The following is a 26,003-nucleotide window of genomic DNA, read 5'->3' on the forward strand; positions in this document are numbered from 1 at the left end:
AACAGCAAACCAACCACCCTCAAGGGTGGTTTTTGTTTTTAAAGAATGCCAACTTTTCAGAACGGGGAAGTTGCTTTAATTTGATCTCTGCCTTTGAGGCCTCAGATCGGTCTGGGTGCTCTTGGGTTGCCAAAAGGGCAACTGGTCGACGCGATCTTGTATAGCGTGCGCCTTGTCCTGAGTTATGGGCTTCTAGGCGGTGCTCTAGACGGTTAGTAATGCCGGCGTAATAGGTGCCGTCAGAGCATTCCAGGAGGTAAACAAGCCAGGTCAAAATGGGTCAGATTTGAGTAAAAAGGGTATGTAAAACCCTTGAAATTAGCGATATTGCCCTTATATTCTATAGATAGATATATGGAGTGCAAAAATGAGAATAGATAAATTAACAACCAAGTTTCAAGAGGCCTTAAGTGAGGCTCAAAGTATCGCGTTAGCCAAAGACAACCAATATATTGAGCCAGCCCATCTATTGCTGGCAATGTTGCGTGATTCCGATGGTGGTGCAAGGAGCTTGCTAACAAGAGCAGGCGTCAATGTGGCCGGCCTTGAAAAAGGTGTAGAAAAGATAATCAGCAACCTTCCTGAAGTGCAGGGCACTAGCGGGGAAGTTCAGGTTGGCCGTGATCTCAGTAATTGGTTGAACTTATGTGAAAAAGAAGCCAATAAGCGTAATGATCAATTTATAGCGGGTGAGTTGTTCTTGTTGGTGGTTGCAGATGACAAAGGCGAGCTCGGCAAGGTTGCTCGTGAGAATGGCTTAAATCGTAAATCGTTAGAGGCGGCTATTGATTTAGTTCGCGGAGGAGAATCAGTGAATAGTGCAGATGCTGAAGGTCAACGTGAGGCCTTAAAAAAATACACCGTGGATTTAACCGAGCGCGCTCGTATGGGTAAGCTCGATCCAGTTATTGGTCGTGATGATGAGATTCGTCGCACCATTCAGATATTGCAGCGCCGCGGCAAGAATAACCCTGTGTTGATTGGTGAGCCTGGCGTAGGTAAAACAGCGATCGTTGAGGGTTTGGCCCAGCGCATTGTGAATGGCGAAGTTCCTGAAACCCTAAAGAACAAACGCGTCCTAGTTCTAGATATGGCTTTGTTATTGGCTGGCGCGAAGTATCGCGGTGAATTCGAAGAGCGCCTGAAGGCGGTGCTCAGTGATGTTGCTAAAGATGAGGGTCAAACCATTATCTTTATCGATGAGATTCATACAATGGTTGGCGCTGGCAAAGGTGATGGCGCGATGGATGCCGGCAATATGCTCAAGCCTGCTTTGGCTCGTGGCGAACTACATTGCATTGGCGCAACAACCTTAGATGAATATCGTAAATACATTGAAAAAGATCCTGCGTTAGAGCGCCGTTTCCAAAAAGTGATGGTTGAAGAGCCCAGTGTTGAAGCAACGATTGCTATCTTGCGTGGTTTGCAAGAGCGCTATGAGCTGCATCATGGCATTGAGATTACAGACCCAGCTATTGTGGCTGCTGCTGAGTTATCGCACCGCTACATTACTGATCGCTTCTTGCCAGACAAGGCAATCGACTTAATTGACGAGGCTGGTTCACGTATTCGAATGGAAATTGATTCCAAGCCTGAGGTAATGGACAAACTCGAGCGTCGTCTCATTCAGCTTAAGATTGAGCGTGAAGCGGTTAAGAAGGAAAAAGATGAAGCATCTCAAAAACGACTTGGCCTCATTGAAGAAGAAATCAAGCGCCTTGGTGCCGAATATGCTGATCTAGAGGAAATCTGGAAAGCAGAAAAGGGCGCCGTACTCGGTGCTGCCAACCTTAAGGAAGAGATTGAGAAGGTTAGAGCTGATATCGCCAAGTTACAGCGTGATGGTAAGTTAGAGCAAGTTGCAGAGTTGCAATACGGCAAGCTCCCTGAGCTGGAGGCTAAGCTTAAATCTGCTGCGGCTGCTGAGGCGAAGGGCGATAAAGATGGCGTAGTAAAGAACAAGCTCTTGCGGACTCAAGTAGGCGCAGAAGAAATTGCAGAAGTAGTTTCTCGTGCGACGGGCATTCCGGTTTCTAAGATGATGCAGGGCGAGCGCGATAAATTGCTCAAGATGGAAGAGCTCTTACATAAGCGTGTCGTTGGCCAAGAGGAAGCGATTCGTGCAGTGTCCGATGCTATTCGCCGTTCCCGCGCCGGCTTGGCAGAAGAGAATCGTCCTTACGGATCATTCTTGTTCCTTGGGCCTACTGGTGTTGGTAAGACAGAACTCTGTAAGGCGTTGGCTGGCTTCTTGTTTGATAGTGAGGATCACCTTATTCGTATTGATATGAGTGAGTTCATGGAGAAGCATAGTGTTGCACGTTTAATTGGTGCGCCTCCTGGCTACGTTGGCTATGAAGAGGGTGGCTATTTAACCGAGCAGGTACGTCGTCATCCATACAGCGTTATCTTGTTTGATGAAATTGAGAAGGCGCATCCAGATGTATTTAACGTCCTATTGCAAGTTTTGGACGATGGTCGTTTAACTGATGGCCAAGGTCGTACGGTAGATTTTAAAAATACGGTGATTGTGATGACCAGTAATATTGGATCGCACTTAATTCAATCAATGACTGATAAGAAGCAATCTGAAATCAAAGAAGCGGTATTTGAGGAATTGAAAAATCATTTCCGTCCCGAGTTCTTGAACCGTATCGATGAGATCGTTGTATTCCATGGCTTAGACAAAGGTAATATCGCCAATATCGCAAAGATATTGCTCAAAAACTTGTCGGATCGTTTGGCGAAGGTTGATATGCAGCTTGAGGTTAGTGACGCAGCTCTCAATAAGATTGCAGAAGTAGGTTTTGATCCCGTCTTTGGAGCAAGGCCTTTGAAGCGGGCTATCCAGCAGCATATTGAGAACCCTGTTTCGAAGATGATTTTGGAAGGCAAGTTTGGACCTAAAGACGTAGTCCCTGTGGATGTTGATAAGTCGGGCGACTTTAGCTTTTCTCGACAGGTCCATTAAGCGGTAAAAAGTATTTCAGCAGGAAAATTCCTGCGCCAGTAAACTCGGTACATGACTGCTACGCTTAATGGGCGTGCCAGTGATGTCCGGGTTATTGGTCTCATTAGCCTAGCTCACGGCAGCTCCCACTTCTTTCATTTGGTACTCCCTCCCATGTTTCCATGGTTGAAGGATGCTTTTGCATTGAGTTATGCGGAGCTTGGTTTGCTCATGTCAGTTTTCTTTGTGGTGTCTTGTATTGCACAAGCTTCCTCTGGATTTTTAGTGGATCGAATAGGTGCTAGGCCAGTATTGTTTGGTGGAGTTGGTTTACTAATACTCGCTGCACTAACTTACTCACAAAGCAATGGGTATGGCATGCTTTTGATGGGTGCTGTCATAGCTGGGTGCGGTAACGGTATTTTTCATCCTGTGGATTACACACTCATTAATCACAAGGTTTCATCTCCCAATCTTCCGTACGCCTATTCAATGCATGGTGTTACAGGCTACTTAGGTTGGGCAGCGGCTCCAGCCTTCATGGTTGCAATTGCTCAATTCAGTGATTGGCGTATAGCCTTCCTATCTGCAGCTTTGTTAGAGGCTTGTATTTTGACGATCCTATGGTTGAATAAAAGCTATCTAATGGACGATGTCAAAGGGCGCCGCGAGCAAAGCCATGCCACCATCCAGGCTGCTAATCCAGGATCTAGCCCAGAGAGTGCATTTGCATTCTTAAAGCTCCCTGCAGTCTGGTTATGCTGGGTATTCTTTTTCTTTAGCATGGCGTCCACTTCGAGTTTGCAATCATTTGCCCCGAGTGCATTGTTTAATATTTATCAAGTGCCTTTAGATATTGGTAGTTACTACATTACTCTGCTAGCCCTTGGTAGCGCTGGTGGTGTTTTATTTGGTGGCTATCTTGCGGCGAAGTTGCAAGCGCCAGAAAAGATTGTTAGCTCTTGCTTAACCATTACGATTGCCATGTGTTTCTTGCTCGCTACAGGATTGATTTCTGGGGCAGTTATTCCATTTATATTTTGTGCGCTTGGATTTGGTTATGGTGTTGTTGCACCATCACGTGATCTTTTGGTAAAGGCGGTGACGCCAAAAGGTGTGTCGGGGCGCGTCTATGGAATTGTTTATTCTGGAATTGACTTAGGTGCTGCAGTAGGGCCTTTTATCTTCGGCTTTTTTATGGATGCGGGATTCCCCAAGGCACTCTTCTTAGGCATCGCCTTATTTCAACTGATGATTATTCCGACGGTATTTAAAGTCTCCACTAGACGCTCTCCTAAAACTGTTTGAAGTAGCATCGCAATTTAACACTTAAATTTTTCACAATGTGAAACATCATTACACTGCGTAAAATGCGGTGCAGCATGAGTGATGGAGTTTCATTCCAAACAGTGGGTTACTATTCCGCATTATAAAAATATATTCATAAGTCATTGAATATAAATAACTAAATATTTATCAAAATTCCCCATATTTCTCTTGCTTGCTTTTTTGAATTGTCTAAACTCTTATATAAGACATAAGACTTGAACAGGTCTTAAGAGTCCTCAAATTTTGAAGTACTTGTTTAACTTAGGGAGAAAAACATGGCAGATCGCAAAGCAGAAATCGCAGCACTACAAAAAGACTGGGATACCAATCCGCGCTGGAAAGGTATTACACGTGGCTATACAGCTGAGGACGTTATCCGTCTTCGTGGTTCATTGAAGATTGAGCACACTTTGGCTAAGCATGGCGCTGAGCGTCTTTGGGAATTAGTAAACAACGAAGCTTACGTTAACTGTTTAGGTGCTTTAACTGGTGGTCAAGCAATGCAACAAGTTAAAGCTGGCGTGCAGGCAATTTACTTGTCAGGTTGGCAAGTTGCTGCTGACGGCAACTCTTATGCTGCTATGTACCCAGATCAATCTTTATATCCAGTAGATTCAGTTCCTAAGATGGTTGAGCGTATCAACAATTCTTTCCAGCGTGCTGATGAAATCCAAACTGCTAAGGGTATTAACAAGGGTGATGCAGGTTACATCGAGTACTTCGCTCCTATCGTTGCTGATGCTGAAGCTGGTTTCGGTGGTGTATTGAATGCATTTGAGTTGAGTAAAGCATTGATCAAGCAAGGTGCTGCAGGCGTTCACTTCGAAGACCAATTGTCTTCTGTTAAGAAGTGCGGACACTTGGGTGGCAAGGTATTGTTGCCAACTACAGAGTCTGTACAAAAATTGATCTCAGCGCGTTTAGCTGCTGACGTTATGGGTGTTCCAACCATTATCTTGGCTCGTACTGATGCTGAAGCTGCTGACTTGTTGACCTCTGACTACGATGCAAATGACAAGCCATTCTTGACAGGCGAGCGCACAGCCGAAGGTTTCTACAAAACACGTAAAGGCTTGGATCAAGCGATCTCACGTGGTTTGGCATACGCTGCTTACGCTGATATGGTTTGGTGCGAAACAGGTACACCTGATCTCGAGTTTGCTCGTCAGTTTGCAGAAGCAATTCGTGCGAAGTTCCCAGGCAAGATGTTGGCTTACAACTGTTCACCATCTTTCAACTGGAAGAAAAACTTGGATGACGCAACAATCGCTAAATTCCAACGTGAATTAGGTGCAATGGGTTACAAGTATCAATTCATTACATTGGCTGGTATCCACTCTATGTGGTACAACATGTTCGACTTGGCGCAAGACTACATGCAGCGCGGTATGACTGCATACATCGAGAAAGTACAAGAGCCAGAATTCGCTGCTCGTGATCGCGGATACACGTTCGTTTCACATCAGCAAGAAGTTGGTACAGGTTATTTCGATGATGTAACTACTGTAATCCAAGGTGGTAAGTCTTCTGTAACAGCATTGACTGGTTCTACTGAAGAAGAGCAGTTCCACTAAGAAATCCCTAAGTAGTACGTAGCAAGCAGTAACACACCAATACTGCCGCGGCATCTAAATTACCCCACAAGGGTGACTTAGATGCCGTTTTCGTTTACATTCTTCCCATGACTAATTGCGCACTCTGTAAAGACGAACTCAAGCCCGAAGAGGGGCAGCTCATTTGGCGCGGTGATGACTGTCGCATCATTCTCGTGAACGATCCTGATCTACCTGGTTTTTGCAGGGTGATTTGGAATCGCCATTTAGCGGAGATGACAGAGCTTACTTATGGTGAGCGCGACCATCTCATGACCTTAGTTTTTGCTGTTGAAGAGGCTGTACGTCATGTGATGCACCCTGATAAGGTCAATATTGCTGCTTTGGGCAATATGGTTCCCCATATTCATTGGCATGTTATTCCGCGATTCAAGGACGACGCCTTTTTCCCTGGCTCGGTTTGGTCAGGCAGGCTGAGGGAAACTTCGGAGGCTGTTATTGCTGAGCGTAGACGTCGAGCGACTGAGCTGCCGCAGGCAATTCGAGAAGAAATCTCTCAATTGAATTAGTATTTAGAGATCCCGGAGAGGGTTGAGTAGTAAAAAATAATAAAAATTGGAGACTTGAGTGATTCAAAAAATAATGCCCAATGTCACAGAGGCTCTGCGTGACATTGCTGATGGTTCAACCATACTAATATCGGGTTTCGGTGGCGCTGGATTGCCAGTATTTTTGCTAGATGCTTTGCTTGAGCAGGGCGCAAAAGAGTTAACTTTGGCGAGTAATAACGCCGGCAATCAAGGTGTGGGAATCGCAAAATTAGTTGCAGCTGGCAGGGTAAAGAAAATGATCTGCTCCTTTCCAAGGCAGCCAGAGTCTGGTGCATTCGACGATCTATATCGACAAGGAAAAATTGAGCTGGAGTTAGTTCCACAGGGCACCTTGGCCGAGCGCATCAGAGCTGGTGGGGCAGGCATCGGAGGCTTTTTTACTCCTACAGGATTTGGTACCGACTTAGCTAAAGGTAAAGAGTGTCGTGAAATTGATGGCACTAATTATGTTTTTGAGAAAGCAATTAAAGCAGACTATGCGCTGATCAAGGCTGATAAAGGTGACCGTTGGGGCAATCTGATATATCACGGTACCGGCCGAAACTTTGGCCCCATTATGGCTACTGCAGCGCGGTGCACCATTGCTCAAGTGAATCAAGTGGTTGAGTTGGGGCAATTAGATCCTGAGCATATTGTTACTCCTGGGATATTTGTAAAGCGAGTAGTTTTGGTTGGAGGCAAAGCATGATCAATTTATCTAACCTACAAAAGCGATCCACTGCTGACATTGCCAAACGAATTGTTCAAGACATTCCAGATGGCGCGCATGTGAATTTAGGAATTGGTCAACCTATGACCATTTCCAATTACTTGCCGCCTGATCGCGAGATTTTGTTGCACAGTGAAAACGGATTATTGGGAATGGGCCCCTTGGCTAAGGGTGATCAAATTGATGAGGAAATCGTAAACGCCGGCAAGCAACCTGTAACGATGTTGCCTGGCGCTTCTATTTTTAGCCACGCCGACTCTTTTGCCATGATTCGTGGCGGGCATATCGATATTTGCGTTCTAGGAGCGTTTCAGGTCTCCGTGAATGGGGATATTGCTAATTGGCGTACAGGCGATCCTAATGCGATTCCAGCTGTAGGTGGCGCAATGGATTTAGCATTAGGCGCAAAAAAACTATTCGTCATGATGGAGCATCTCACCAAATCTGGTGAATCGAAGCTTGTTGCGCAATGTACCTACCCTTTGACTGCATTGGCAGCGGTAGATTGCATCTACACTGATTTGGCGACTATTGCCGTAACTCAGGATGGTCTTGAAGCAATTGATTGGATCGAGGGGTTGAGCTTTGCAGATCTTTGTGAAATTAGTGGTGTACCCATGACGGAGCGTAAGAAATGAAGAAAATTACAACATCCTATTTGCTGGGTTTAATTTTATGGATATTCACCTGTACGCTGGCATTCGCTCAAGCGGCATCCAATTACCCCACAAAGCCTATTAAGATTGTTGTTGGCTTTTCTCCGGGTGGATCTGCTGATGCTGTAGGTCGCTCTTTGGCGGAAGCCTTTTCTACGAGATTAGGTCAGCCGGTAGTGGTTGAAAATCGTGCTGGTGCCAATGGCAATATTGCTGCAGAGACGGTTGCACGCGCAGCGCCAGATGGATATACCTTATATTTCCCATCGATCGGTCATGCAGTCAATGTTTCGCTTTACAAAAATCTGCCTTATGACCCTATCAAAGACTTTACTGCTATTGGTGGAGTATTCTCAGCTCCAAATATGTTGGTAGTGCCAATGAGTTCGCCTTATAAGTCTGTTGGTGAAATTATTGCAGCTGCTAAAGCAAATCCCGGCAAGCTGACTTTTGCATCTAGCGGTAGTGGCACTTCAGTACATTTATCGGCTGAGCTGTTTCAAAGAATGGCTGGAATTCAAATGGTGCACATTCCCTACAAAGGAACTGGCAGTGCTTTACCGGACGTGATTTCAGGCCAAGTCGACATGTTATTTCCAAACTTGCCTAGCGCATTGCCGCAGGTAAAGGCTGGCAATTTACGAGGCATTGCCATCACTACCGCCAAACCTTCATTGGCTGCACCAGGGGTGCCAACCATCGCTGAGAGTGGTCTGCCTGGATATGACATGGCAACTTGGTATGGCTTAGTAGCGCCCGCAAATCTTCCGATTGATATTCGTAATCGCCTTAATAAAGAATTACAAAGTATTTTGGCTGACCCTAAATTCAAAGATAAGTTGATAGCGCAAGGTGCTGATCCAATGCCTGGTACACCCGAGCAGTTTTCAGCCTTATTAAAAAGTGAGATTGAAAAGTGGCGAAAAATTATTACTCAATCAAAAATTTCAATTGAGTGAAGTCTTTTAGCGAGAGCATTTCCGACTTGCGCAGTGCCCAATGTTCCGCCTATATCCATTGTTACCTCTTGAGCAAGAATAGCTTGCTCGACTGAGGTCATAATGGATTTTGCGGCTAACGCAAAGTTTGGCTTATTTGAGCGATGCGAGAACCAATCCAATAGTAGTGCGGAAGACAGAATCAAAGAAAATGGATTGGCAATATTTTTTCCAGCAATATCCGGGGCTGACCCATGGGCTGCCTGTGCCATGGCGTGACTTATGCCTGCATTCACGGATGCGGCCAGCCCAAGACTTCCTGATAATTCTGCGGTGAGGTCGGAAAGTATGTCGCCGAACATATTTGTCGTGACGATCACATCAAAATTTTGTGGGGCCCTGACTAAATGTGCTGCCATGGCATCAACTATGTAGTCATCTACCTTTACTTCGGGAAATTCTTTAGCCACTTCATGACAAATATCGATGAACATTCCATCGGCAATTTTTAAAACATTTGCCTTGTGAACAATGGTTACGTGCTTATTTCTTGAGCGGGCTAACTCAAAGGCGCTTCGTGCAATACGCTCACAACACTGGCGAGTAATACGCCTTAACGAAATTGCTACATCTTGGGTTACTAAGATTTCCCCATTGCCTTCCGCCATGTTTCGGTCAGCATAAAAACCTTCAGTATTTTCTCGAACTACAACTAAGTCAAAGTCATGAACTGGTGCTTTAAGGCCAGGGTAGGTTTTAGCTGGTCGAATATTGGCATATAAATCTAGTGATTTTCTGAAAAATTTTGAAGGGTTAATCTCGCCCTTTGACTCATCCTTAAAGTCATAAGTAGACATTGGCCCCAGTATCAGACCATCTGCTGCATTCACTTTTTGAAGCAACTCATCCCTTACTGTTGAGCCATATTTTTGCAAGCTTTCATGGCCAGCAATCTCATCTTCAATTTGCAGATTGAGTTTAAAAATACTATCTGCAGCTACTAAAACCACTTTAGTTGCGGCGCTAATCTCTGGGCCTATCCCATCACCGGCAATCATTACTATTTTCATTTCACTTCTTTCTAGTAGCTTTTAATCAATCTTGATATTGGCACTTTTAACTACGCTTTGCCACAGCTTTAATTCGCTGCTTAATATTTTTTGGAACTCAGCCGGTGTGACCTTATAGGCTTGCGCCCCTTCTTTGGCAAGTCTGGATTTCAGGGGGTCTTTGCTGGCGGCGTCATTGATGGACTCATTCAGCTTCTTGACAATTGCCTGGGGTGTCCCAGCAGGAGCAACAATTCCCCACCAGGTGCTTAGATTAAATCCTGGCACACCAGCTTCTGCTGCAGTTGGCACGTTAGGAAAAAGTGGGGAGCGTTTTTCGCTGGTAATGGCGAGAACATTCACTCGGTCTGTCTCTACATAAGGGAGAATGGTTGGAATAGTTGCAAAAAAGACTTGAACCCTCCCTGCAAGCAAATCAATAGTTGCAGGGCCACTTCCTTTGTATGGGATATGAGTCAAATTGGCGCCTGTCTTTTGCTTAAATAGCTCGCCAGAGAGATGATTGATACTGCCAAGTCCTGCGGAGCAGTAATTGATGTCACGAGTCTGATTGCTGAATTGAATTAGCTCTGAAAGTGTTTTGACCGGAACAGATTTATTGCTCACTACCAAGAGTGGTCCACGGCCAATCATCGCCACTGGGGCATAGTCTTTTTCAATGTTGTAGCCAGCTGATTCATCGGTTGCTGCGTGCGTAACAAATGTCGAAGTAACAAAAAGTAGGGTATATCCATCGGGCGCTGCCTTTGAGCCCATAGATGCGCCAATGGAGCCGCCACCGCCACCTCGGTTGTCCACTACTACTGACTGACCTAATTTCTCGCTTAAGGTTTTAGAAAGATCTCTAGCGATACTATCCGTGCCTCCGCCAGGTGCAAACGGCACAATCAGTGTGATTGGTTTCTGTGGGAAGCTAGCTGCATTCGCTGAAGCAATGCTGGCTCCCATCAAAATGGTGAGCAATAGATTCTTTAATTTTTTGCTTTGGATATTCATAAAAATTGACTTTATGCTGAGGCACTCAATTTAACTCCCTAGCGAATAGAGGTTGGGGAGTTGCTATTCGGGCCCCAGAGAATTGAGGCCCTGTACTGAATTATTTGGCTTTGGTGAATCGTTGTGCACGCTTGCCGGTATCCACTTCGGTGGTGTAAACGCTCCCCTCCGAATCTACTGCGATGTTATGAACCCAGTGGAATTCACCGGCGTTACGCCCGCTCCTGCCAAACGAACCAACTTTTTGACCAGTATCTCGCATCATTACGATCACTTCATTATTTGTTCCATCAGCAATCAAGATGTATTTCTGACTTGCATCAGAGGGAATTAGATCCCATACAGAACCAGAACCTCTAGTTTCGGTTTCGTAAGCAATTTCGCGAATGAATTTCCCATTTTTTTCGAAAACCTGAATGCGATTATTGGCTCGATCACAAACAAATAGTGTGTTGTCTTTCATGAGGCGGGCGCAATGTACTGGATTTGAAAATTGTGGTGAGGTGGGGTTAAAACTAGCCATTTTTTCATCGCTAGGGACATTGCCATAGGCTCCCCAGTGACGCTTATAAGCCCCTGTATTGGAGTCGAACACAGCAATACGTTTATTAAGGTATCCGTCGGCAATGTAAATTTCATTGGCAACGGGATCAACGTTCATATGAGCGGGTCTTCCAAGTTGAGTCGTGTCATTGCTCCCAAGGCTTGCGCCAGAGGATCCAATTTGCAATAGAAATTTACCTTGAGGGGTAAATTTCAAGACCATATGGTCTGTTTGTGCATTGCCGCCCACCCAAACATTGTCATTGGCATCGATGTAGATGCCATGCTCATTTTTTGGCCACTCATAACCACTTCCCGGGCCGCCCCAAGCTTGTAGTAAGTTTCCTTTTTTGTCGAACTCAAGTACGGGTGGGGCCGGTATGCAGCATTTAGATCTTCTGGGGTTAAGGGTTGCGCCCTTCTCATCGTCGGTGATCGTTAGGGGGCGATGAATGATCCAAATATGATCATTTTTATCTGTAGCAACACCGGCTACCTGACCCAAAATCCAATTATTGGGCAGTGCTTTTGGCCAATAGGGATCTACTTTGTATTGAGGCGCCTTTGTTAATGGCTGTGCGTGTGCGAAGGTTCCACATAAGGTCAGCAGTAAAACTAGCAGGCCATGACGAATCGTTTGCCTCATTTTGTCTCCTAAATTTTGTTTATTTTTGTTCTGAAAGCTTAACTCGGATTAGATCATGGATAGCTTGATATATGGGGTTATCCCTGAGCGGTTTTATAAGATGCAATTTGGCTTAGCGTGTTAGATTGGGTTAAATAAAAATAGCAATTCAAACCTCAAGAGACAAGTCTTAATCCTATTTGGATAGTTAGAGCACCATCTATGTACATCTCGTATGTATATGAGCTGCGCCAGACCTTGAAATGATTCCATCAGGTGGAATTAGAGGCTTATCTTCAGGCTGAATTGCGTGATACTGGATTTCAATTAAATACCTTGAGACATGGACTATGAGCCTTTATAAATCGGTTACCTATCAGCCCTCTGGGAAGTTGGTGTCCGTGACTATTCAGTATCTAGATCAAGGTGCTGGCCCAGTTATCGTGATGCTGCCATCATTGGCGCGGTCAGGGCGAGATTACGATGATGTGGCCTCGCGAATTATTGCTAAAGGGTATCGAGTCATTCGTCCTGAGCCAAGAGGTATTCGAGGTAGTCATGGTCCCATGGAAAAACTATCCATACATGACTTTGCTGGTGATGTGGCGGCAGTGTTGGATCAAGAAAAAACAGGACCCGTTGTTGTAGTCGGACATGCATGGGGTAGTCAGCCTGCAAGAATGTTGGCTGCCGATCGGGCTGAACTTGTGCTGGCTGTAGTAATGGCAGCAGCGTCTGCTGGTAAGTTGTTGCCTGGTGCAGATGAAAAGCCATACAGTCGACTTCGCGCTGAAATTGATGGCGCAGGTGATACATCTTTATCGAAAGATGAGCGGCTTGCTTGTCTGCAAAAAGCATTCTTTGCTCCGGGGCATGATCCTGGCGTATGGCTTGATGGATGGTTTCAGGAGGCACATGAGGCTCAAAGCTACGCCAGAATCAATACGCCAATCGATGAATATTTTTCTGCCGGTAATTCAGTGCCGATTTTAGATTTACAGGCTGAATATGACGCTGTGGTGATTCCTAAGATCATGAAGCCATACCTTGGAGATCGTGTAACGGAAGGAGTCATATTGAATGCTGGGCATTCATTGGCGCCAGAGCAACCACAAGCAATGTGTGATGCGATTTGTGAATTTTCTGGACAGATTTATTCAAAACACCTTGGTAATTAATTTAATAATGCTATCAACACGAAATGTGAGCACATATGTTGCGTAGAAATTTTTTATTGATAGCGCTTGCGACATCCATAAGTCGAATTGGTTGGGCTCAATCTTCATCAAGTAGGCCAATTAAAATTGTCGTCCCGTTTGCTCCCGGAGGTGGCAATGATGTGATTGCTAGACAGCTAGCCAAAGAATTGAGTGAGCTGCGCAAACAAAGTGTCTTGGTTGAAAATAAGCCAGGCGCGGGAGGAAATATTGGCACGGAATATGTAGTGAGAGCGCCAGCAGATGAAATTACATTGCTGCTAGGGCATACCGGGACTGTTTCCATTAATCCAGCTTTACTCAATACAGGAATGGATGCCACACGGGACTTGGAGCCAATTGCTTTATTAGCTTCCACCTCTTTGGTGCTGGTGGTGGCGCAAGACTCTAAGATTAAATCTGTTCAAAACTTGATTGATCTGTCAAATCAACGAACAATCCCTTTTAATTATGGGTCTAGTGGCAATGGTACGGGTGGCCATTTAACTGGGGAATTATTTAAAGAAGTAACAGGCGTCAAGATGTCCCATATTCCCTATAAGGGTACCAGTCCAGCCTTGGTGGATGTTGCTGGGGGACAGTTAGATTTTATGTTTAGCGTTATTCCTCCGGCAATGGCTTTGATTCAAAGTGGAAAGTTACGTGCGATTGCAGTCACTTCAAAAAAGAGATTATCGATATTTCCGGAAGTGCCAACGATTGCAGAGTCAAATATTAAGTCCCTTAATAATTTTGATAGTTCAGTTTCTTACGGCGTACTCTCGTCGAACAAAATTTCTCCAGCAATAGCTAAGGAGTTGTCTAGCCAGATTCTCAAGATCGGTGGAGGCCCGGAATTTCAATCCAAATTGCTTGCAGAGGGTGCCGTACCGGCATTAGGAAATGGTGCCGAGTACTCAAAATTGATTCAGGCGGAAAGCAAAAAATGGACTACAGTTATCAAAAAATCTGGAGCGGTACCAGATTAACTTTTTATTGCATTGGTGTTATTCAAGAATCCTAATTTAGGCAAGGGTAAAAATGAAAATCAAGTATCTCGTGGTAATTTTTTTGGGGCTGCAATGTTTTACGGGGCCTATTTTTGCTCAGGCATATCCCAATCGCCCGATTAAGGTGATAGTTCCCTATACGCCAGGCGGTTCAGTAGATAACACATGTAGATTGATAACAGATCAATTACAAAAACAGTTAGGCCAGTCTGTGGTTGTTGAAAATAAACCGGGTGCATCAGGCCAAATTGGATCTATTGAGGTGATGCGTGCTCCAGCAGATGGCTATACATTGCTTTGTCATGCTTCTAGCCAGGTGTATATGCCGCAAGTCGTAAAAAAGAAGACTTATGACGCTGAAAAAGATTTCACATCTATTGCTCAGATCGGCTATGTTCCACTGGCTGTTGTTACGTACCCAAAGTTTGACGCAAATAATTTTAAAGACTTCGTGACATTGGTTAAGAAGAGTCCTGGAAAATATACCTGGGCGACTTCAGGATTGGGGACCGCTAGTCATTTATCTGAAGAGATGCTAAATCGAGCATTGAAATTGAACATGGAGATCATCACCTATAAAGGTGCTGTGCCACAGTTAACGGATGTGATGGGAGGGCACGTTAGTGCAGCGATATCCCCATTGCCAGGGGTTACGAGCTTTATTAAGAGTGGCCACTTAAAAGTCCTTGCCTTTACGAGCGATAAGAGAATGGCTGCTTACCCTAATGTGGCAACGGTTGCGGAGAGTGGGCTCCCAGGGTTTGAGATGAATTCTTGGTACGGCTTATGGGGCCCTGCCAATCTTCCTAAAGACATCGTGAAAAAACTAGCCGATCAAGTTGCGCTAGCGCTAAAGAATAAGACTGTTCTAGACAGAATGAATGAGTTGGAATTTGAGCCATCCACGATCAACACGGCGCAATTTGAAAAATTAGTAAAAGATGAGACTGTGAGAATTGGCACACTTGCACGAGAAGCCAATATCTCAATTGAGTAGGATTTTTAGCGATGATGTGCAAAATAAAAAACTAAGCTAAGTAAATCGAAGGAATTATGAGTACGGATACACCTCCACTAGTTCAGAATGCAAGCAAAATTTTGGCGGAATTTGCAAGTCAACTTCAGTATGAGGATATTCCTCTTGAGGTGGTCGAGCGCATGAAAATGTGCATGCTCGATAGTATTGGCTGTTGTCTGCATGGAGTCACCTTGCCTTGGACAAAGTTGGTTGAAGACATGGCGATGGGTGAAGGTGCAACCCCAGTCGCTTCTATTTTCGGAACCTCTCATAAGACTTCAGTTGGAAATGCTGCTTTAGTAAATGGCACTGCAGGTCATGCATTTGAGTTTGATGATATGCATAAAGAATCCATCTTGCATCCTGGATCTATTGCTATCCCGGTTTTAATTGCTTTGGTGGAGAAGTTAGGCAAGGTCACTGGCAAAGATTTTTTAACAGCAATGGTGAGTGGATATGAGATTGGTGCTCGTGTGGGGAATGCCGCCTCTATTCAACTTTTCTTTGACGGCTTTCATCCTCAGGGAACTTCGGGGGTATTTGTGGGGGCAGCGGCAGCGGGGCGTATGCTGAATTTCAGTCCTACTGTAATGCTTGATTGCTTGGGCATTGCAGGTTCTCAGGCCGGTGGTTTGATGGCCGCCCAAGAGGGGGCAATGGTAAAGCGCTTTCACTCGGGAAGAGCGGCACAGAGCGGAATTTACTCGGCCTTCCTGGCACAAAAAGGATTAACTGGCATTTCAAATGTACTTGAGGCGGGCTATGGAGGCTACTTGAGTACTTACTCTTCATCGCCCAAGCCAGATCGATTGTTATCTGGTCTTGGCGAGGTTTGGGAATCTGGTCAAGTTGGATTTAAGCCTTATGCATGCGTAACGAGCATTCACTCTTCTTTAGATGCTTTACTGGCTATTATGAAGAGCAATCAGTTAAAGCCTGATGACATAGTCAGGATCGATGTTGGCCTAAGTCCTATGACCTTCACTCATTGCGCTTGGGAATATAAGGCTCAAGGTGTTACTGCTGCTCAAATGAATCTTTACTTCAATATGGCAAGCGTAGCATTTGATGGAGTTCTTTTTACTGAGCAATACTCTAGTGAAAAGCTAGCTGATCCTAAGTTGCAATCATTTATGCAGAAGGTCCACGCATATGTGGACGCAGACATCGAGAGTATGGGCGTGGCATATAGACATGCCTCCAGGGTAAAAGTAACGACAAACAAGGGCGAGGTATTTCTGCAGGAGATTTTAGATAGAAGAGGTAGCCCTGAAAACCCTCTCTCGAAACACGATATTCAATTTAAATTCCGCAATGTTGTATCGGGGATACTGGGCGAGTCACAAATCAATCAAATGATTCAATTAGTGGATCGAATGGAAGAGTTGACTGATTTAGCTCCGATCATCGCGTTATTAACTTCAAAATAAAGATTTAAATAGGTCTTACATATGACAAGCCTGATACAAACATATTTGACTAACCCCAGAAAGCCAGCCTTTGTATTGCCACCAAATGCGTGTGATGCCCATTGCCATATTTTTGGACCAGCCAGTCAGTTTCCTTATGTAAAAGAACGATCATGGACACCCGTTGACGCAGGCAAGGAAGCATTATTCGCATTGCATGATTCTTTAGGAATTCAGCGTTGCGTGATTGTGCAAACTGCATTGCATGGTTTTGATAACTCTGTGGTGGTGGATGCAATGCAGGCCCGCAAGGGAGCGTATCTTGGGGTGGCGCTTGCATCTGCAAAAACTACTAGTGCACAAATTGCTGAGATGGATCAGCAAGGTTTCCGAGCTATACGATTTAATTTCATGGCGCATCTGAAGAATAGTGATTCTATTGAGGATATCCTGGAGCTGACTAAAAGGATGGAGCCATTTGGATGGCATTTGCAGGTTCATTTTTCCAGTGACTTGGTACATTCATTGGCGCCATTGTTAAAGAAATCTGCTGTCCCAGTGATGGTTGACCATGTTGGGCGAGTGGACGCTTCTTTGGGTGCCAATCATGCTGATTTTCAAGGTTTACTTAAGCTCCTTGATGACCCACATTTTTATGTCAAGGTAAGTGGTGTAGATCGTATCTCAAAAATGCATCCCTATGAAGATGGCATATCCCTTGCAAAAATTTTAGTAGATGAATTTACAGATCGATGTGTTTGGGGGACGGATTGGCCGCATCCCAATCACCACCATATTCCTGATGACGGTAATTTAGTGGACTTAATCCCCAGGATCGCTGACACCACAGAAAAAGTAAGCAAGCTCATGGTAAGTAATCCCGGAAAATTTTATCGGTTTGAGTAACGAGTTTTTTATACAAAAATAAATGGAGAAGGCGCAATGGCTGGACGATTAGAGGGAAAGATTGCCTTTATCACGGGGGCGGGATCGGTTGGTCCTGGCAGGGGAAATGGACGCGCAACGGCCATTCGATTCGCGCAAGAGGGTGCCAAGGTGTTTGCTACGGACATTAATTTAGCAAACCTAGATGAAACATTGGCTTTGGCTGGTGATGCGGCACATAATATAACTACCGCGAAGCTGGATATATTTCAAGCTAGTGCGATTGAAGAAAGTGTTCAGGCATGTATTCAAAAGTATGGGGCTCTGGATATCTTGGTAAATGTGGTGGGTGGTTCTGCAAAAGGTGGTCCAGTGGAAATGACTGAAGAGGTCTGGGACGCACAGGTAGATTTCAACCTGAAAAGCGTTTTCTTAACCTGCAAGTATGCTTTGCCAGAATTGATTAAGCGGGAAAAGGGATCAATTATTAATTTTGCCTCCACATCAGGCACTCGGTGGACGGGTTCAGCACAAATTGCCTATGCAGCTACAAAGGCGGGTGTCATTCAATTCTCGAAAGTTTTGGCAGTGCAATATGCTAAGCAGAATATTAGAGTCAATACTATCGTCCCTGGACAACTTCATACCCCCATGGTGGAGACTCGGCTAGCAAAACAGCGTGTTGGTGGCGATGTTGAATTACTATTAAAGCAACGACAATCCCGTATTCCCCTCCCATTTATGGGTGATGGTCGAGATACTGCTAATGCGGCATTATTTTTGGCTTCCGATGAATCTCGTTTTATTACCGGCACTGAAATTGTTGTAGATGGCGGTATGTCAGCAAGGTGCGATTAATTATGAAAATCTTAAAAACTTTCCTTTTTGTTCTCTTGGGTGCTCTCGCAGGCTTTTCCTATGCCCAGTCAAATAACATCATCAAAATGGTTGTTGCCTTTCCCCCGGGTGGTCCAGTAGATTCCATGGCTCGATCTCTTGTCGAACCTCTTGGCAAAGAGCTCAATGCACAAATCGTGATTGAAAATAAATCTGGCGGTAATGGAGCAATCGCTGCAGAATATTTAGCGGCAAATCCTGCTGATGGAAAAACGCTCTGGTTTACCAGTGCTGGAGCTGTAGCCATCAACCCCGGTCTATACGAGAAGTTGTCTTACAACCCGATGAAAGATTTAGCCCCAGTATCATTGGTGGCAAACAATGTTGAGGTATTGGTAGTTAATCCGAATAGCCCCGCAAATAATGCGGCGGAATTTGTTGCATTGGCTAAGAGTAAAGAATTGACTATGGGGTCCTCAGGAACAGGTAGTGTTCCTCACTTGGCATTAGAGCAGTTGAATGACTCGGCTGGGGTAAAAATCTTGCATGTTCCGTATAAAGGTGCTGCTCCGGCCATTACAGATGTGATGGCTGGTCATATTGATGGTTTCTTTGGCGATATTCCTGGTCTCATTGGTTACATTAAGAGTGGAAAACTAAAATCTATTGGACTTGCTGCTGATAAACGTAATAGTGCCATTCCAGATGTAAAAACATTTAATGAAATGGGTATTAAAGGTGTGGATACGAATAACTGGTATGCGGTATTCGTTAAAGCGGGAACCCCTAAGGCGGATGTTGAGCGTTTGAGCATGGCTTTGAAGAAAATATTAAAGCAGGATCCTTTAAATTCAAAACTTTCTCAATCTGGCAGCGAGCCAGTGGGTTCAACTCCTGAAGAGCTTGGAAATGTTCTGAAAAAAGATACTGCGAAGTGGTCTCAGTTAATTAAAGCGAAGAAAATTACAGCGGAATAAAAAAATGAGTGATCGCATCAGTCCGGTTTTGCCCGGAAGTAGACCAGAGTTGGCGGAGATTGAAAAAAAGATCATTGAGGAACGTGGCCGCATCTCACCTTTATATCAAACGCTCCTCAATGCCCCTGAGATAGCTCAGGGTTGGGAGGCTTTGCTGACAGCAATTCGTAACCGAAATTCCTTATCTCCGGCTATTCGGGAGATGATCATTTTGCGCGTTGCTATTTTGAATCGAGCTGATTATGAATTTGATTCGCACGAACCACATGCCCTAAAGGCTGGCGTAAGCCCAGAAAAGATAGCAGCAATTAGAGAGGTGGAGTTGCCAGCTATATTTACCGAGCAAGAAATGCTCGTCCTCAATTTAACTGACGTGATGACTAAAGAGATTCAGGTCTCTGATGAATTATTTGATCAGGTAAAGCCTCACTTCAACGATACACAAAGATTGGAGTTGGTGGCGACTATTGCGGCCTACAACATGGTTTCACGGTTATTAAATGCCTTGGATGTAGGGCACTAAAGTGGGTGATCAAGTAAGTCATGTGTTATTGCTGCGGGCTAAGCTGAAATCTGAGGCAGAACAAAGTGTGAGTGATATTTTTTCATCCTTACGGAATCAAAAAATCCGGCTTTATCAAAAAATTATTTTGACTTATAGCGCTCAAACTTCAAATGTTTATGCTTACTTTTATCTAAAAGAGCCTGAAGAATTGTCTTCAATAGATCCCGATACCTTTTTAGCTGATCAAGTAGGCGCTTTCTCGGAGGTAGAAATAAGCCGCTTAGTAATTCAGGACTTCATCAAAGGCAACGCTGATGGGGAAAACGCTCTCAATCGCTATGTGGTAGAGATGGATCCAGAGTCAGGCTGGCAGGAGGAGTTATTCGCATGGTACGACCAAGAGCATTTACCGGGCCTTGCTAGTGTGCCTGGTTGTATCTCTGCTACGCGTTGCATTAATTTGGATCACAGCCCGCTCTCGTTTGCTTTTTATGACCTAATAAATCCAGAAGTATTGGGATGTGATGCTTGGCTTAAAGTAAGAGGGACGACATGGAGTGATCGGGTCAGGCCCCATTTCACCAACGTCAAAAGAGCAATGTTCAATATCGTCTAAGTTTTCAGAAACGAGAGGTGTATTTTGAAGCGTAAATTGGTAACCCGTCGCGAATGGTGTAAGTTGGGGGCTGCTACCTTAACGGGCTTGAGTGCACCCAGCCTCTTTTTTCTAAGTGCGCCTGCCGCTGCGCAAGCCTACCCCAGCCGACCCATCAAGATGGTTTCTCCCTGGACTCCCGGAGGTGGGACAGACTTAGTTGGGCGTAATCTAGCTACCGCAATGTCACAAATTCTGGGTCAAAGCATTATTTATGAGAATAAGCCAGGTGGCGGAACTGTCATTGGATCTGATTATGTTGCCAAAGCGGCGCCAGATGGATATACGCTACTTTTAACAACTTCTGCTCATTCAATTAACAGCAGTCTCATTAAAAACCTTCCGTACAACACGGAAAAATCATTTGCTGATGTGGCACTCATTTGCAAGGGGCCCAACATCTTGGTTACTAGGCCAGATAGTCCCTATAAAACAGTTAAAGATATTATTACTGCGGCCAGAGCTAATCCAGGCAAATTAACTTATGGATCTTCTGGCAACGGAAGCGCGGTCCACCTTACTGCAGAACTCTTTAAGTTAATGGCCAAGGTTGATATTACGCATGTACCCTATAAGGGTGCCGGTCCAGCCTATGTAGATTTAATGGGTGGTCAAATTGATTTTGTATTCGCAACGGCTGCTGGAGTGGGCAAATTTATTGACGCAGGAAAGATGTATGGTGTCGCAGTCACATCTGTAACTCGTTCACCTAATTGGCCAAAAATTCCAACTATTGCGGAGTCTGGTGTGCCAGGTTTTGAAGCGGACGTTTGGTATGCTTTATTTACTACGGGGGGAACGCCCCCTGAGATTGTGAAACAATTAAACGCCGCAGCTCGAGCCGCGGTAAATACACAAGAGTTCAGAAGTCGTATTGAAGGAGAAGGTTTAACGGTTGCAATTGGCAGTCCTCAGGATCTAACACGTCAAATTAAGACCGATGAGGAGCGTTGGGGGAAAGTGGTCAGTCAGGCCAAAGTAACTATTTAACTCGGGAAGAACGAAAGAAGATGGCATCACCTATTTTTCATAAAAGATTAGATGGCAAAGTGGCCATCATTGTGGGCGCAGGTCAACAGCCTGGCGAGACGCCGGGCAATGGCAAGGCAACTGCAATTCGCTTTGCTCAAGAAGGCGCAACATTGCTTTTGGTTGATATCAATGACGCATGGGTCAATGATACTTATGCAGCCGTAAAAGAATATGGTGGCGAAGCATCAATATTGATTGCTGATGTTACTAAGGAGGAGAATTGTCAGGCTATTGCAAAAACAGCCATAGATCGCTACGGCAGGATTGATGTCCTTCATTACAACGTAGGTCGCTCAAGAGGCGATCGTAAAACGATTGATATGGATGCGCAAATGTGGGATGAGATCATGGCCATGAATCTCAAAGGCATGTTTATGACATGCAAAGCTGTGTTGCCACAAATGATTGCCCAGAAATCGGGAAGCATTATTAATATATCTTCTACATCATCATTTGCCGCTCGGCCAACTATTACTTATAAAACAAGTAAGGGGGCAATCAATACTATGACCCAACATATTGCGATGGAAAATGCTGTTTATGGAGTTCGTGCTAATGCAATTTTGCCAGGACTTATTGATACGCCTATGGCGATTGAACGAAGAGCGGAAGAGCGCGGTGTATCACGCGATGTTATTCGTGCAGAAAGAGAAGTATTGGTACCCATGAAGAGAATGGGTACTGCATGGGATGTTGCTAATGCAGCAGTTTTTTTGGCTTCCGATGAATCTAATTATGTGACCGGTGTCTTGATTCCGGTTGATGGTGGCCTATTATTAAAAGCGGGTTAATTTTTAGCGATTCAGATCATTGTGCGAATGCTTGCAATGCGTCGCCCTCTAGCATGATTCGATAGAGATAGCGAAATTCATCGGGGTTATAGTCTGCATTTGCTTGATGCATCACGCTACGATTGTCCCAAATAACAAAATCACCTTCGATCCAGTGGTGACGATATTCGTATTTACTATCAGTGGCATGCTCGTAAAGGGAGTTAATGAGCGTAAACCCTTCATCAGCATTCATTCCCTCTATTCCTTCCATACGTCCTGTATTGAGATAAAGGGCTGGTCGATGGCTCATAGGATGGCGTATAACCAGTGGTTGAGATACTTGAGGAATCTTTGCAAGATCTGTCTCACTTAGCTTGGTGAATGTGCGGGGGCTTCGACTGCTCTCATGAACATGCAAGGATCGTAAATGGATAATTTTTTCTTGAACGTTGGATGGTAAATCATCATATGCTTGGCGGACGTCCACAAATTGTGTGTCCCCACCAATCTTGGGAATGTTGACAGCAGAGAGTGCTGTAGCCATGGGTGGACAAATTGAGTTGGAATGGTCGGTATGGTAATTTTCACCGCGAACTTGTAGCTTCCCGTCCTTTAGGGGCAGGTCTTTGGTGGAGTTATATCCCACTAGAGGATAGTCAGGTAGTACATACTTTTGAAGTTGCTGCGGCATCAAAGCACCAAATATTTCCCCCGCCTTAATGAGCTCTGCTGGACCTAGGAATTGATTGGGGAATACTAGAACGGCATATTCACTCAACAACGATTTGAGTTTTATTTGAAGGTCGCCATCTAAATCTTTCTTGAGATCTATAGCAGTGATTTTCGCCCCAAAATGAGGTGTTATTGGGGAGACGTCTATCGCCATATTATTCCGCCTTGATTCCAGTTTCGCGGGCTACCTTAGCCCATTTATTGGTTTCATCACCCATAAATTTTTTAAAGTTTGCCCTTGTCATAGGCATTGCTTCAGCACCCTCATTCTCAAATCTTCTCTTGATATCAGCTGAAGCGAGAGATGCATTAATTGCCTGATGAAGTTGATCAACAATAGGTTGGGGGGTGCCTGTTGGGGCAAGTATTCCCCACCAGTTGCTGGCATCAACGTCAATACCTCCTTCTGCTAGCGTAGGCACTTTGGGGATGATGCTGATTCTTTTGGGTCCTGCTACTGCAAGTAACTTGATCTGTCCAGAACTTAAGAAGCTTTGCATTTGAATTAAGCTGCCGATCGAACCCTGAATATGCCCTGCAGCTAAATCTACCAATGCGGGGCCGCCACCCTTGTAGTGGACGATGTCAAAGTCAGCGCCTGAACGCAGTTTGATGAGCTCAAGGGCAAAGTGTTGAAAGCTTGCAACGCCAGCGGACCCAAAATTTACTTTCCCGGGATTCTTTTTGGAGTATTCCACAAATTCACTCATAGAGTTGACGGGAAAGTTGCTGTTAACTGCAATAACACTGGGACCCATACCTAGCATGGCAACTGGTACAAATGATTTATTCGGATCGTAATTTAATTTCATGATGGATGAGTTCATCGTAAAGGTCGATGAGACCAGCAGAAGTGTGCTGCCATCAGGGTCGGAATGTGCTGCTAGATCTGCCCCAAGAGTGCCGCCAGCGCCTGGTTTATTTTCAACAATGACAGTGCGTTGCAAGCGTGCACTTAATTCTTGAGCAAGAGCACGACCAACAATATCATTGCTTCCGCCTGGTGCGAAGGCAACAATAATGCGAATTTTCTTAGGTAAAGTTGCTGCACTAGCGCTATATACCCAGAGACTAGGGAATAGCAGTGTCAACACCAATATTTTCTTTATTATTTTCTGTAGTCTCATAATTTATATAGTTGATGGCTAATTTTTTGACGGAATGTTTGTTTTATATCACTTGATTGGTTGGCGGTTTTCCTGCTAGCACATCGATAACTTGTTGAGCCACTTGGAGTGCGCTACGCTCTTGTGTCTCTTCAGTGCCTCCGGCAGCATGGGGTGTTGCTACAACATTCTCTAGGGAGAGTAGAGGGTAATCGGGTGGTGGCGGTTCAACCTCAAAGACATCTAATCCTGCACCAAATAGGTGGCCATTTTTTAATGATGTAAACAGGGCGGCTTCATCAATTAGACCTCCGCGTGAAACATTAATCAATATCGCATTTGGTTTCATGAGAGCTATTTCCTTTGCGCCAATAATATGGCGATTAGACTCACGCATCGGTATATGCAGCGATAAAAGATCTACCTGTGGAAGAAGTTCATTAAGACTGGAGCAGCGATGGTGAGGGATGTCGGCCCATCTATCGGGCGGTGCGTTGGGGTCTAAAGCAAGAATTTTGGCGTCAAATGCACCAATCCATTTTTTGGCAACATTGCGACCTATATTACCCATGCCAACAATACCAATGGTTTTGCCATGCATTTCAATGCCAAGATGTTGTGGACGAATAATTTTTTCGCCGCGTCGCAGCATTCTGTCAAATCGTGAAGTTCTGCGTGCAACGTCCAGAGATAAGGCGAGCGCCATCTCAGCAACTGCCTCACTGTTGATTCCAGGAGTTCGGCAAACAGGAATCCCCATTTTATGTGCGGTTGCAACATCAATCGTCTCAAATCCCACTCCTTGCTTGCAGATCACTTTGAGATTTTTAGTTCTCAGAATCTGTTCCCCTGTAATTGGTGTCATGCGAACCATGACGCCATCGGCTTCTTCTGGCCAATTGGAGATTGCAGGGTCTGGCCAGTAAATTACCTCAGCATGTTGTTTTGCTAGCTCAATACCGGCCGGGTGAAATGCGTCCAGGATATAAATTTTCATCGTTATTGGGAAAGGTCGCTATTTCAAATCGGTTATAGAATCTTCATTTAGAGTACTCTAACAAAAAAATAGATTCTTCTGTTGCTTGGACAAAAAGGTTAACAATGAATTACGAGACAAGCTTTAAGTCTGTAAAGGATTCGGTGAGTCCTGAGGAGTGGCAAACCCGGGTTGATTTGGCTGCTTGCTACCGATTAATGGATCTGTATGGAATGACTGATCTAATCTATAACCACATTACAGCCAAAATTCCCAATACCGAGCATCTATTAATTAACCTATACGGCCTTCTTTATAAAGAGATCACTGCCTCTAGCTTGGTAAAGATTGATCTGGAAGGAAATATTCTTTCCAAGCCGGATACGGATTATGGAATCAATAAGTCTGGATATGTTATTCATGGGGCAATTCACGGTGCTCGTGCTGATGTCAATTGCGTTATCCATACGCATACTAGGGCAGGTATGGCGGTGGCTAGTATGAAGGATGGCTTGTTACCTATGACCCAGACTTCAATGCGTTTTGTTGGGCATATGGGGTATCACGACTATGAAGGTCCGGCTATTGATTTAGATGAAAGGGTGCGACTGGTGCAAGATCTTGGTCAGCATGACGCCATGATTTTGCGCAATCATGGTTTGCTTACATGCGGCGCAACCATACAGCAAGCATTTAATACTATGTATCAACTAGAGTTATCTTGCAGAGCTCAAGTCGATGCCGTGAACTCACGCGCTGATTTGTTGATTCCGTCTAAAGAAGTCTTGGAGAAAACGGCCCATCTCTATCAGCCAGGTACACGCCGCCCTTATGGGGTTTTGGAGTGGCATGCTTTGCGTCGTTTATTAAATGCTGAACCTTCAAATTACCCTCGTTTTGATACTTAGGTAA

The 26,003-nt window shown here is 44.7% G+C and carries 26 protein-coding genes; 19 read left to right on the forward strand and 7 right to left on the reverse strand.

The window, feature by feature from the left end:
- Positions 1-19 precede the first annotated feature (19 nt).
- Positions 20-274, reverse strand: a complete 255-nt coding sequence (locus ICW03_RS02415; RefSeq protein WP_215348591.1) for a GIY-YIG nuclease family protein — start codon at positions 272-274, stop codon at positions 20-22.
- Positions 275-367: 93 nt separating this feature from the next.
- Here ICW03_RS02415 and clpB point away from each other — a divergent pair, with 93 nt between their 5' ends.
- The 7 genes from clpB to ICW03_RS02450 all read left to right on the forward strand — a co-directional run bounded on the left by clpB (position 368) and on the right by ICW03_RS02450 (position 8,767).
- Entirely contained in the window at positions 368-2,971 is a 2,604-nt protein-coding gene (clpB, locus tag ICW03_RS02420) for an ATP-dependent chaperone ClpB (protein WP_215348593.1), read from the forward strand.
- A gap of 51 nt (positions 2,972-3,022) precedes the next feature.
- Complete coding sequence (locus ICW03_RS02425; RefSeq protein WP_215348595.1) at positions 3,023-4,258, forward strand: MFS transporter; 1,236 nt, start codon at positions 3,023-3,025, stop codon at positions 4,256-4,258.
- Positions 4,259-4,554: 296 nt separating this feature from the next.
- Complete coding sequence (aceA, locus tag ICW03_RS02430; RefSeq protein ID WP_215348597.1) at positions 4,555-5,853, forward strand: isocitrate lyase; 1,299 nt, start codon at positions 4,555-4,557, stop codon at positions 5,851-5,853.
- Positions 5,854-5,960: 107 nt separating this feature from the next.
- Complete coding sequence (locus ICW03_RS02435; protein ID WP_215348599.1) at positions 5,961-6,401, forward strand: HIT family protein; 441 nt, start codon at positions 5,961-5,963, stop codon at positions 6,399-6,401.
- A 58-nt stretch (positions 6,402-6,459) separates the two neighbouring features.
- A complete protein-coding gene (locus ICW03_RS02440) occupies positions 6,460-7,131 on the forward strand; it encodes a 3-oxoacid CoA-transferase subunit A (protein WP_215348601.1) in 672 nt (223 codons plus the stop codon).
- The gene (locus ICW03_RS02445) at positions 7,128-7,790 is read left to right on the forward strand and encodes a 3-oxoacid CoA-transferase subunit B (RefSeq protein ID WP_215348603.1); all 663 of its coding nucleotides are present in this window, start codon (positions 7,128-7,130) and stop codon (positions 7,788-7,790) included. The genes ICW03_RS02440 and ICW03_RS02445 overlap by 4 nt, the downstream gene beginning before the upstream one ends.
- Positions 7,787-8,767 carry a tripartite tricarboxylate transporter substrate binding protein gene (locus ICW03_RS02450; protein ID WP_215348605.1) on the forward strand — a complete coding sequence of 327 codons (981 nt, stop codon included), beginning with the start codon at positions 7,787-7,789 and terminating at the stop codon, positions 8,765-8,767. The genes ICW03_RS02445 and ICW03_RS02450 overlap by 4 nt, the downstream gene beginning before the upstream one ends.
- Here ICW03_RS02450 and ICW03_RS02455 read toward each other — a convergent pair.
- From ICW03_RS02455 to ICW03_RS02465, 3 genes are all read right to left on the reverse strand, one after another.
- Positions 8,743-9,816 carry an isocitrate/isopropylmalate dehydrogenase family protein gene (locus ICW03_RS02455; protein ID WP_215348607.1) on the reverse strand — a complete coding sequence of 358 codons (1,074 nt, stop codon included), beginning with the start codon at positions 9,814-9,816 and terminating at the stop codon, positions 8,743-8,745. The two genes, ICW03_RS02450 and ICW03_RS02455, sit on opposite strands and share 25 nt — an antisense overlap.
- 21 nt (positions 9,817-9,837) lie before the next feature.
- The gene (locus ICW03_RS02460; RefSeq protein ID WP_251374436.1) at positions 9,838-10,812 is read right to left on the reverse strand and encodes a tripartite tricarboxylate transporter substrate binding protein; all 975 of its coding nucleotides are present in this window, start codon (positions 10,810-10,812) and stop codon (positions 9,838-9,840) included.
- A gap of 100 nt (positions 10,813-10,912) precedes the next feature.
- The gene (locus ICW03_RS02465; RefSeq protein WP_215348609.1) at positions 10,913-12,001 is read right to left on the reverse strand and encodes a hypothetical protein; all 1,089 of its coding nucleotides are present in this window, start codon (positions 11,999-12,001) and stop codon (positions 10,913-10,915) included.
- Positions 12,002-12,330: 329 nt separating this feature from the next.
- Here ICW03_RS02465 and ICW03_RS02470 point away from each other — a divergent pair, with 329 nt between their 5' ends.
- Genes ICW03_RS02470 through ICW03_RS02520 form a run of 11 tightly spaced genes read left to right on the forward strand, consistent with a single transcriptional unit; the run spans position 12,331 to position 22,295 of the window.
- A complete protein-coding gene (locus ICW03_RS02470; protein WP_215348611.1) occupies positions 12,331-13,158 on the forward strand; it encodes an alpha/beta fold hydrolase in 828 nt (275 codons plus the stop codon).
- A gap of 35 nt (positions 13,159-13,193) precedes the next feature.
- Entirely contained in the window at positions 13,194-14,165 is a 972-nt protein-coding gene (locus ICW03_RS02475) for a tripartite tricarboxylate transporter substrate binding protein (RefSeq protein WP_215348613.1), read from the forward strand.
- 52 nt (positions 14,166-14,217) lie between these two features.
- Positions 14,218-15,183 (forward strand): tripartite tricarboxylate transporter substrate binding protein, encoded by a 966-nt coding sequence (locus ICW03_RS02480; protein WP_215348615.1) that lies wholly within the window; start codon positions 14,218-14,220, stop codon positions 15,181-15,183.
- Between the two features lie 56 nt (positions 15,184-15,239).
- Complete coding sequence (locus ICW03_RS02485) at positions 15,240-16,634, forward strand: MmgE/PrpD family protein (RefSeq protein ID WP_215348616.1); 1,395 nt, start codon at positions 15,240-15,242, stop codon at positions 16,632-16,634.
- 21 nt (positions 16,635-16,655) lie between these two features.
- Positions 16,656-17,519 (forward strand): amidohydrolase, encoded by an 864-nt coding sequence (locus ICW03_RS02490; RefSeq protein ID WP_215348618.1) that lies wholly within the window; start codon positions 16,656-16,658, stop codon positions 17,517-17,519.
- 36 nt (positions 17,520-17,555) lie between these two features.
- Positions 17,556-18,356 carry an SDR family NAD(P)-dependent oxidoreductase gene (locus ICW03_RS02495; protein WP_215348620.1) on the forward strand — a complete coding sequence of 267 codons (801 nt, stop codon included), beginning with the start codon at positions 17,556-17,558 and terminating at the stop codon, positions 18,354-18,356.
- 2 nt (positions 18,357-18,358) lie between these two features.
- Entirely contained in the window at positions 18,359-19,312 is a 954-nt protein-coding gene (locus ICW03_RS02500; protein WP_215348622.1) for a tripartite tricarboxylate transporter substrate binding protein, read from the forward strand.
- Between the two features lie 4 nt (positions 19,313-19,316).
- Positions 19,317-19,835, forward strand: coding sequence for a carboxymuconolactone decarboxylase family protein (locus ICW03_RS02505; protein WP_215348623.1), 519 nt, complete (start codon positions 19,317-19,319; stop codon positions 19,833-19,835).
- A 1-nt stretch (position 19,836) separates the two neighbouring features.
- Positions 19,837-20,433 carry a hypothetical protein gene (locus ICW03_RS02510; RefSeq protein ID WP_215348625.1) on the forward strand — a complete coding sequence of 199 codons (597 nt, stop codon included), beginning with the start codon at positions 19,837-19,839 and terminating at the stop codon, positions 20,431-20,433.
- 24 nt (positions 20,434-20,457) lie between these two features.
- Positions 20,458-21,462, forward strand: coding sequence for a tripartite tricarboxylate transporter substrate binding protein (locus ICW03_RS02515; RefSeq protein ID WP_251374437.1), 1,005 nt, complete (start codon positions 20,458-20,460; stop codon positions 21,460-21,462).
- A 20-nt stretch (positions 21,463-21,482) separates the two neighbouring features.
- Positions 21,483-22,295 carry an SDR family NAD(P)-dependent oxidoreductase gene (locus tag ICW03_RS02520; RefSeq protein WP_215348627.1) on the forward strand — a complete coding sequence of 271 codons (813 nt, stop codon included), beginning with the start codon at positions 21,483-21,485 and terminating at the stop codon, positions 22,293-22,295.
- A 16-nt stretch (positions 22,296-22,311) separates the two neighbouring features.
- Here ICW03_RS02520 and ICW03_RS02525 read toward each other — a convergent pair whose 3' ends face one another.
- The 3 genes from ICW03_RS02525 to ICW03_RS02535 form a co-directional block, all read right to left on the reverse strand.
- Entirely contained in the window at positions 22,312-23,163 is an 852-nt protein-coding gene (locus ICW03_RS02525) for a TauD/TfdA family dioxygenase (protein WP_215348629.1), read from the reverse strand.
- Position 23,164: 1 nt separating this feature from the next.
- Positions 23,165-24,103, reverse strand: coding sequence for a tripartite tricarboxylate transporter substrate binding protein (locus ICW03_RS02530; protein WP_215348630.1), 939 nt, complete (start codon positions 24,101-24,103; stop codon positions 23,165-23,167).
- Between the two features lie 76 nt (positions 24,104-24,179).
- Positions 24,180-25,112: a D-isomer specific 2-hydroxyacid dehydrogenase family protein gene (locus ICW03_RS02535; protein WP_215348632.1), complete on the reverse strand. Its 933-nt coding sequence runs from the start codon at positions 25,110-25,112 to the stop codon at positions 24,180-24,182.
- Between the two features lie 104 nt (positions 25,113-25,216).
- On the opposite strand from ICW03_RS02535, the gene ICW03_RS02540 reads away from it, so the two are divergent.
- A complete protein-coding gene (locus tag ICW03_RS02540; RefSeq protein WP_215348634.1) occupies positions 25,217-25,999 on the forward strand; it encodes a class II aldolase/adducin family protein in 783 nt (260 codons plus the stop codon).
- Positions 26,000-26,003 lie beyond the last annotated feature (4 nt).

It is taken from the genome of Polynucleobacter sp. MWH-Aus1W21 (genome assembly GCF_018687275.1).
Classification (GTDB): domain Bacteria; phylum Pseudomonadota; class Gammaproteobacteria; order Burkholderiales; family Burkholderiaceae; genus Polynucleobacter.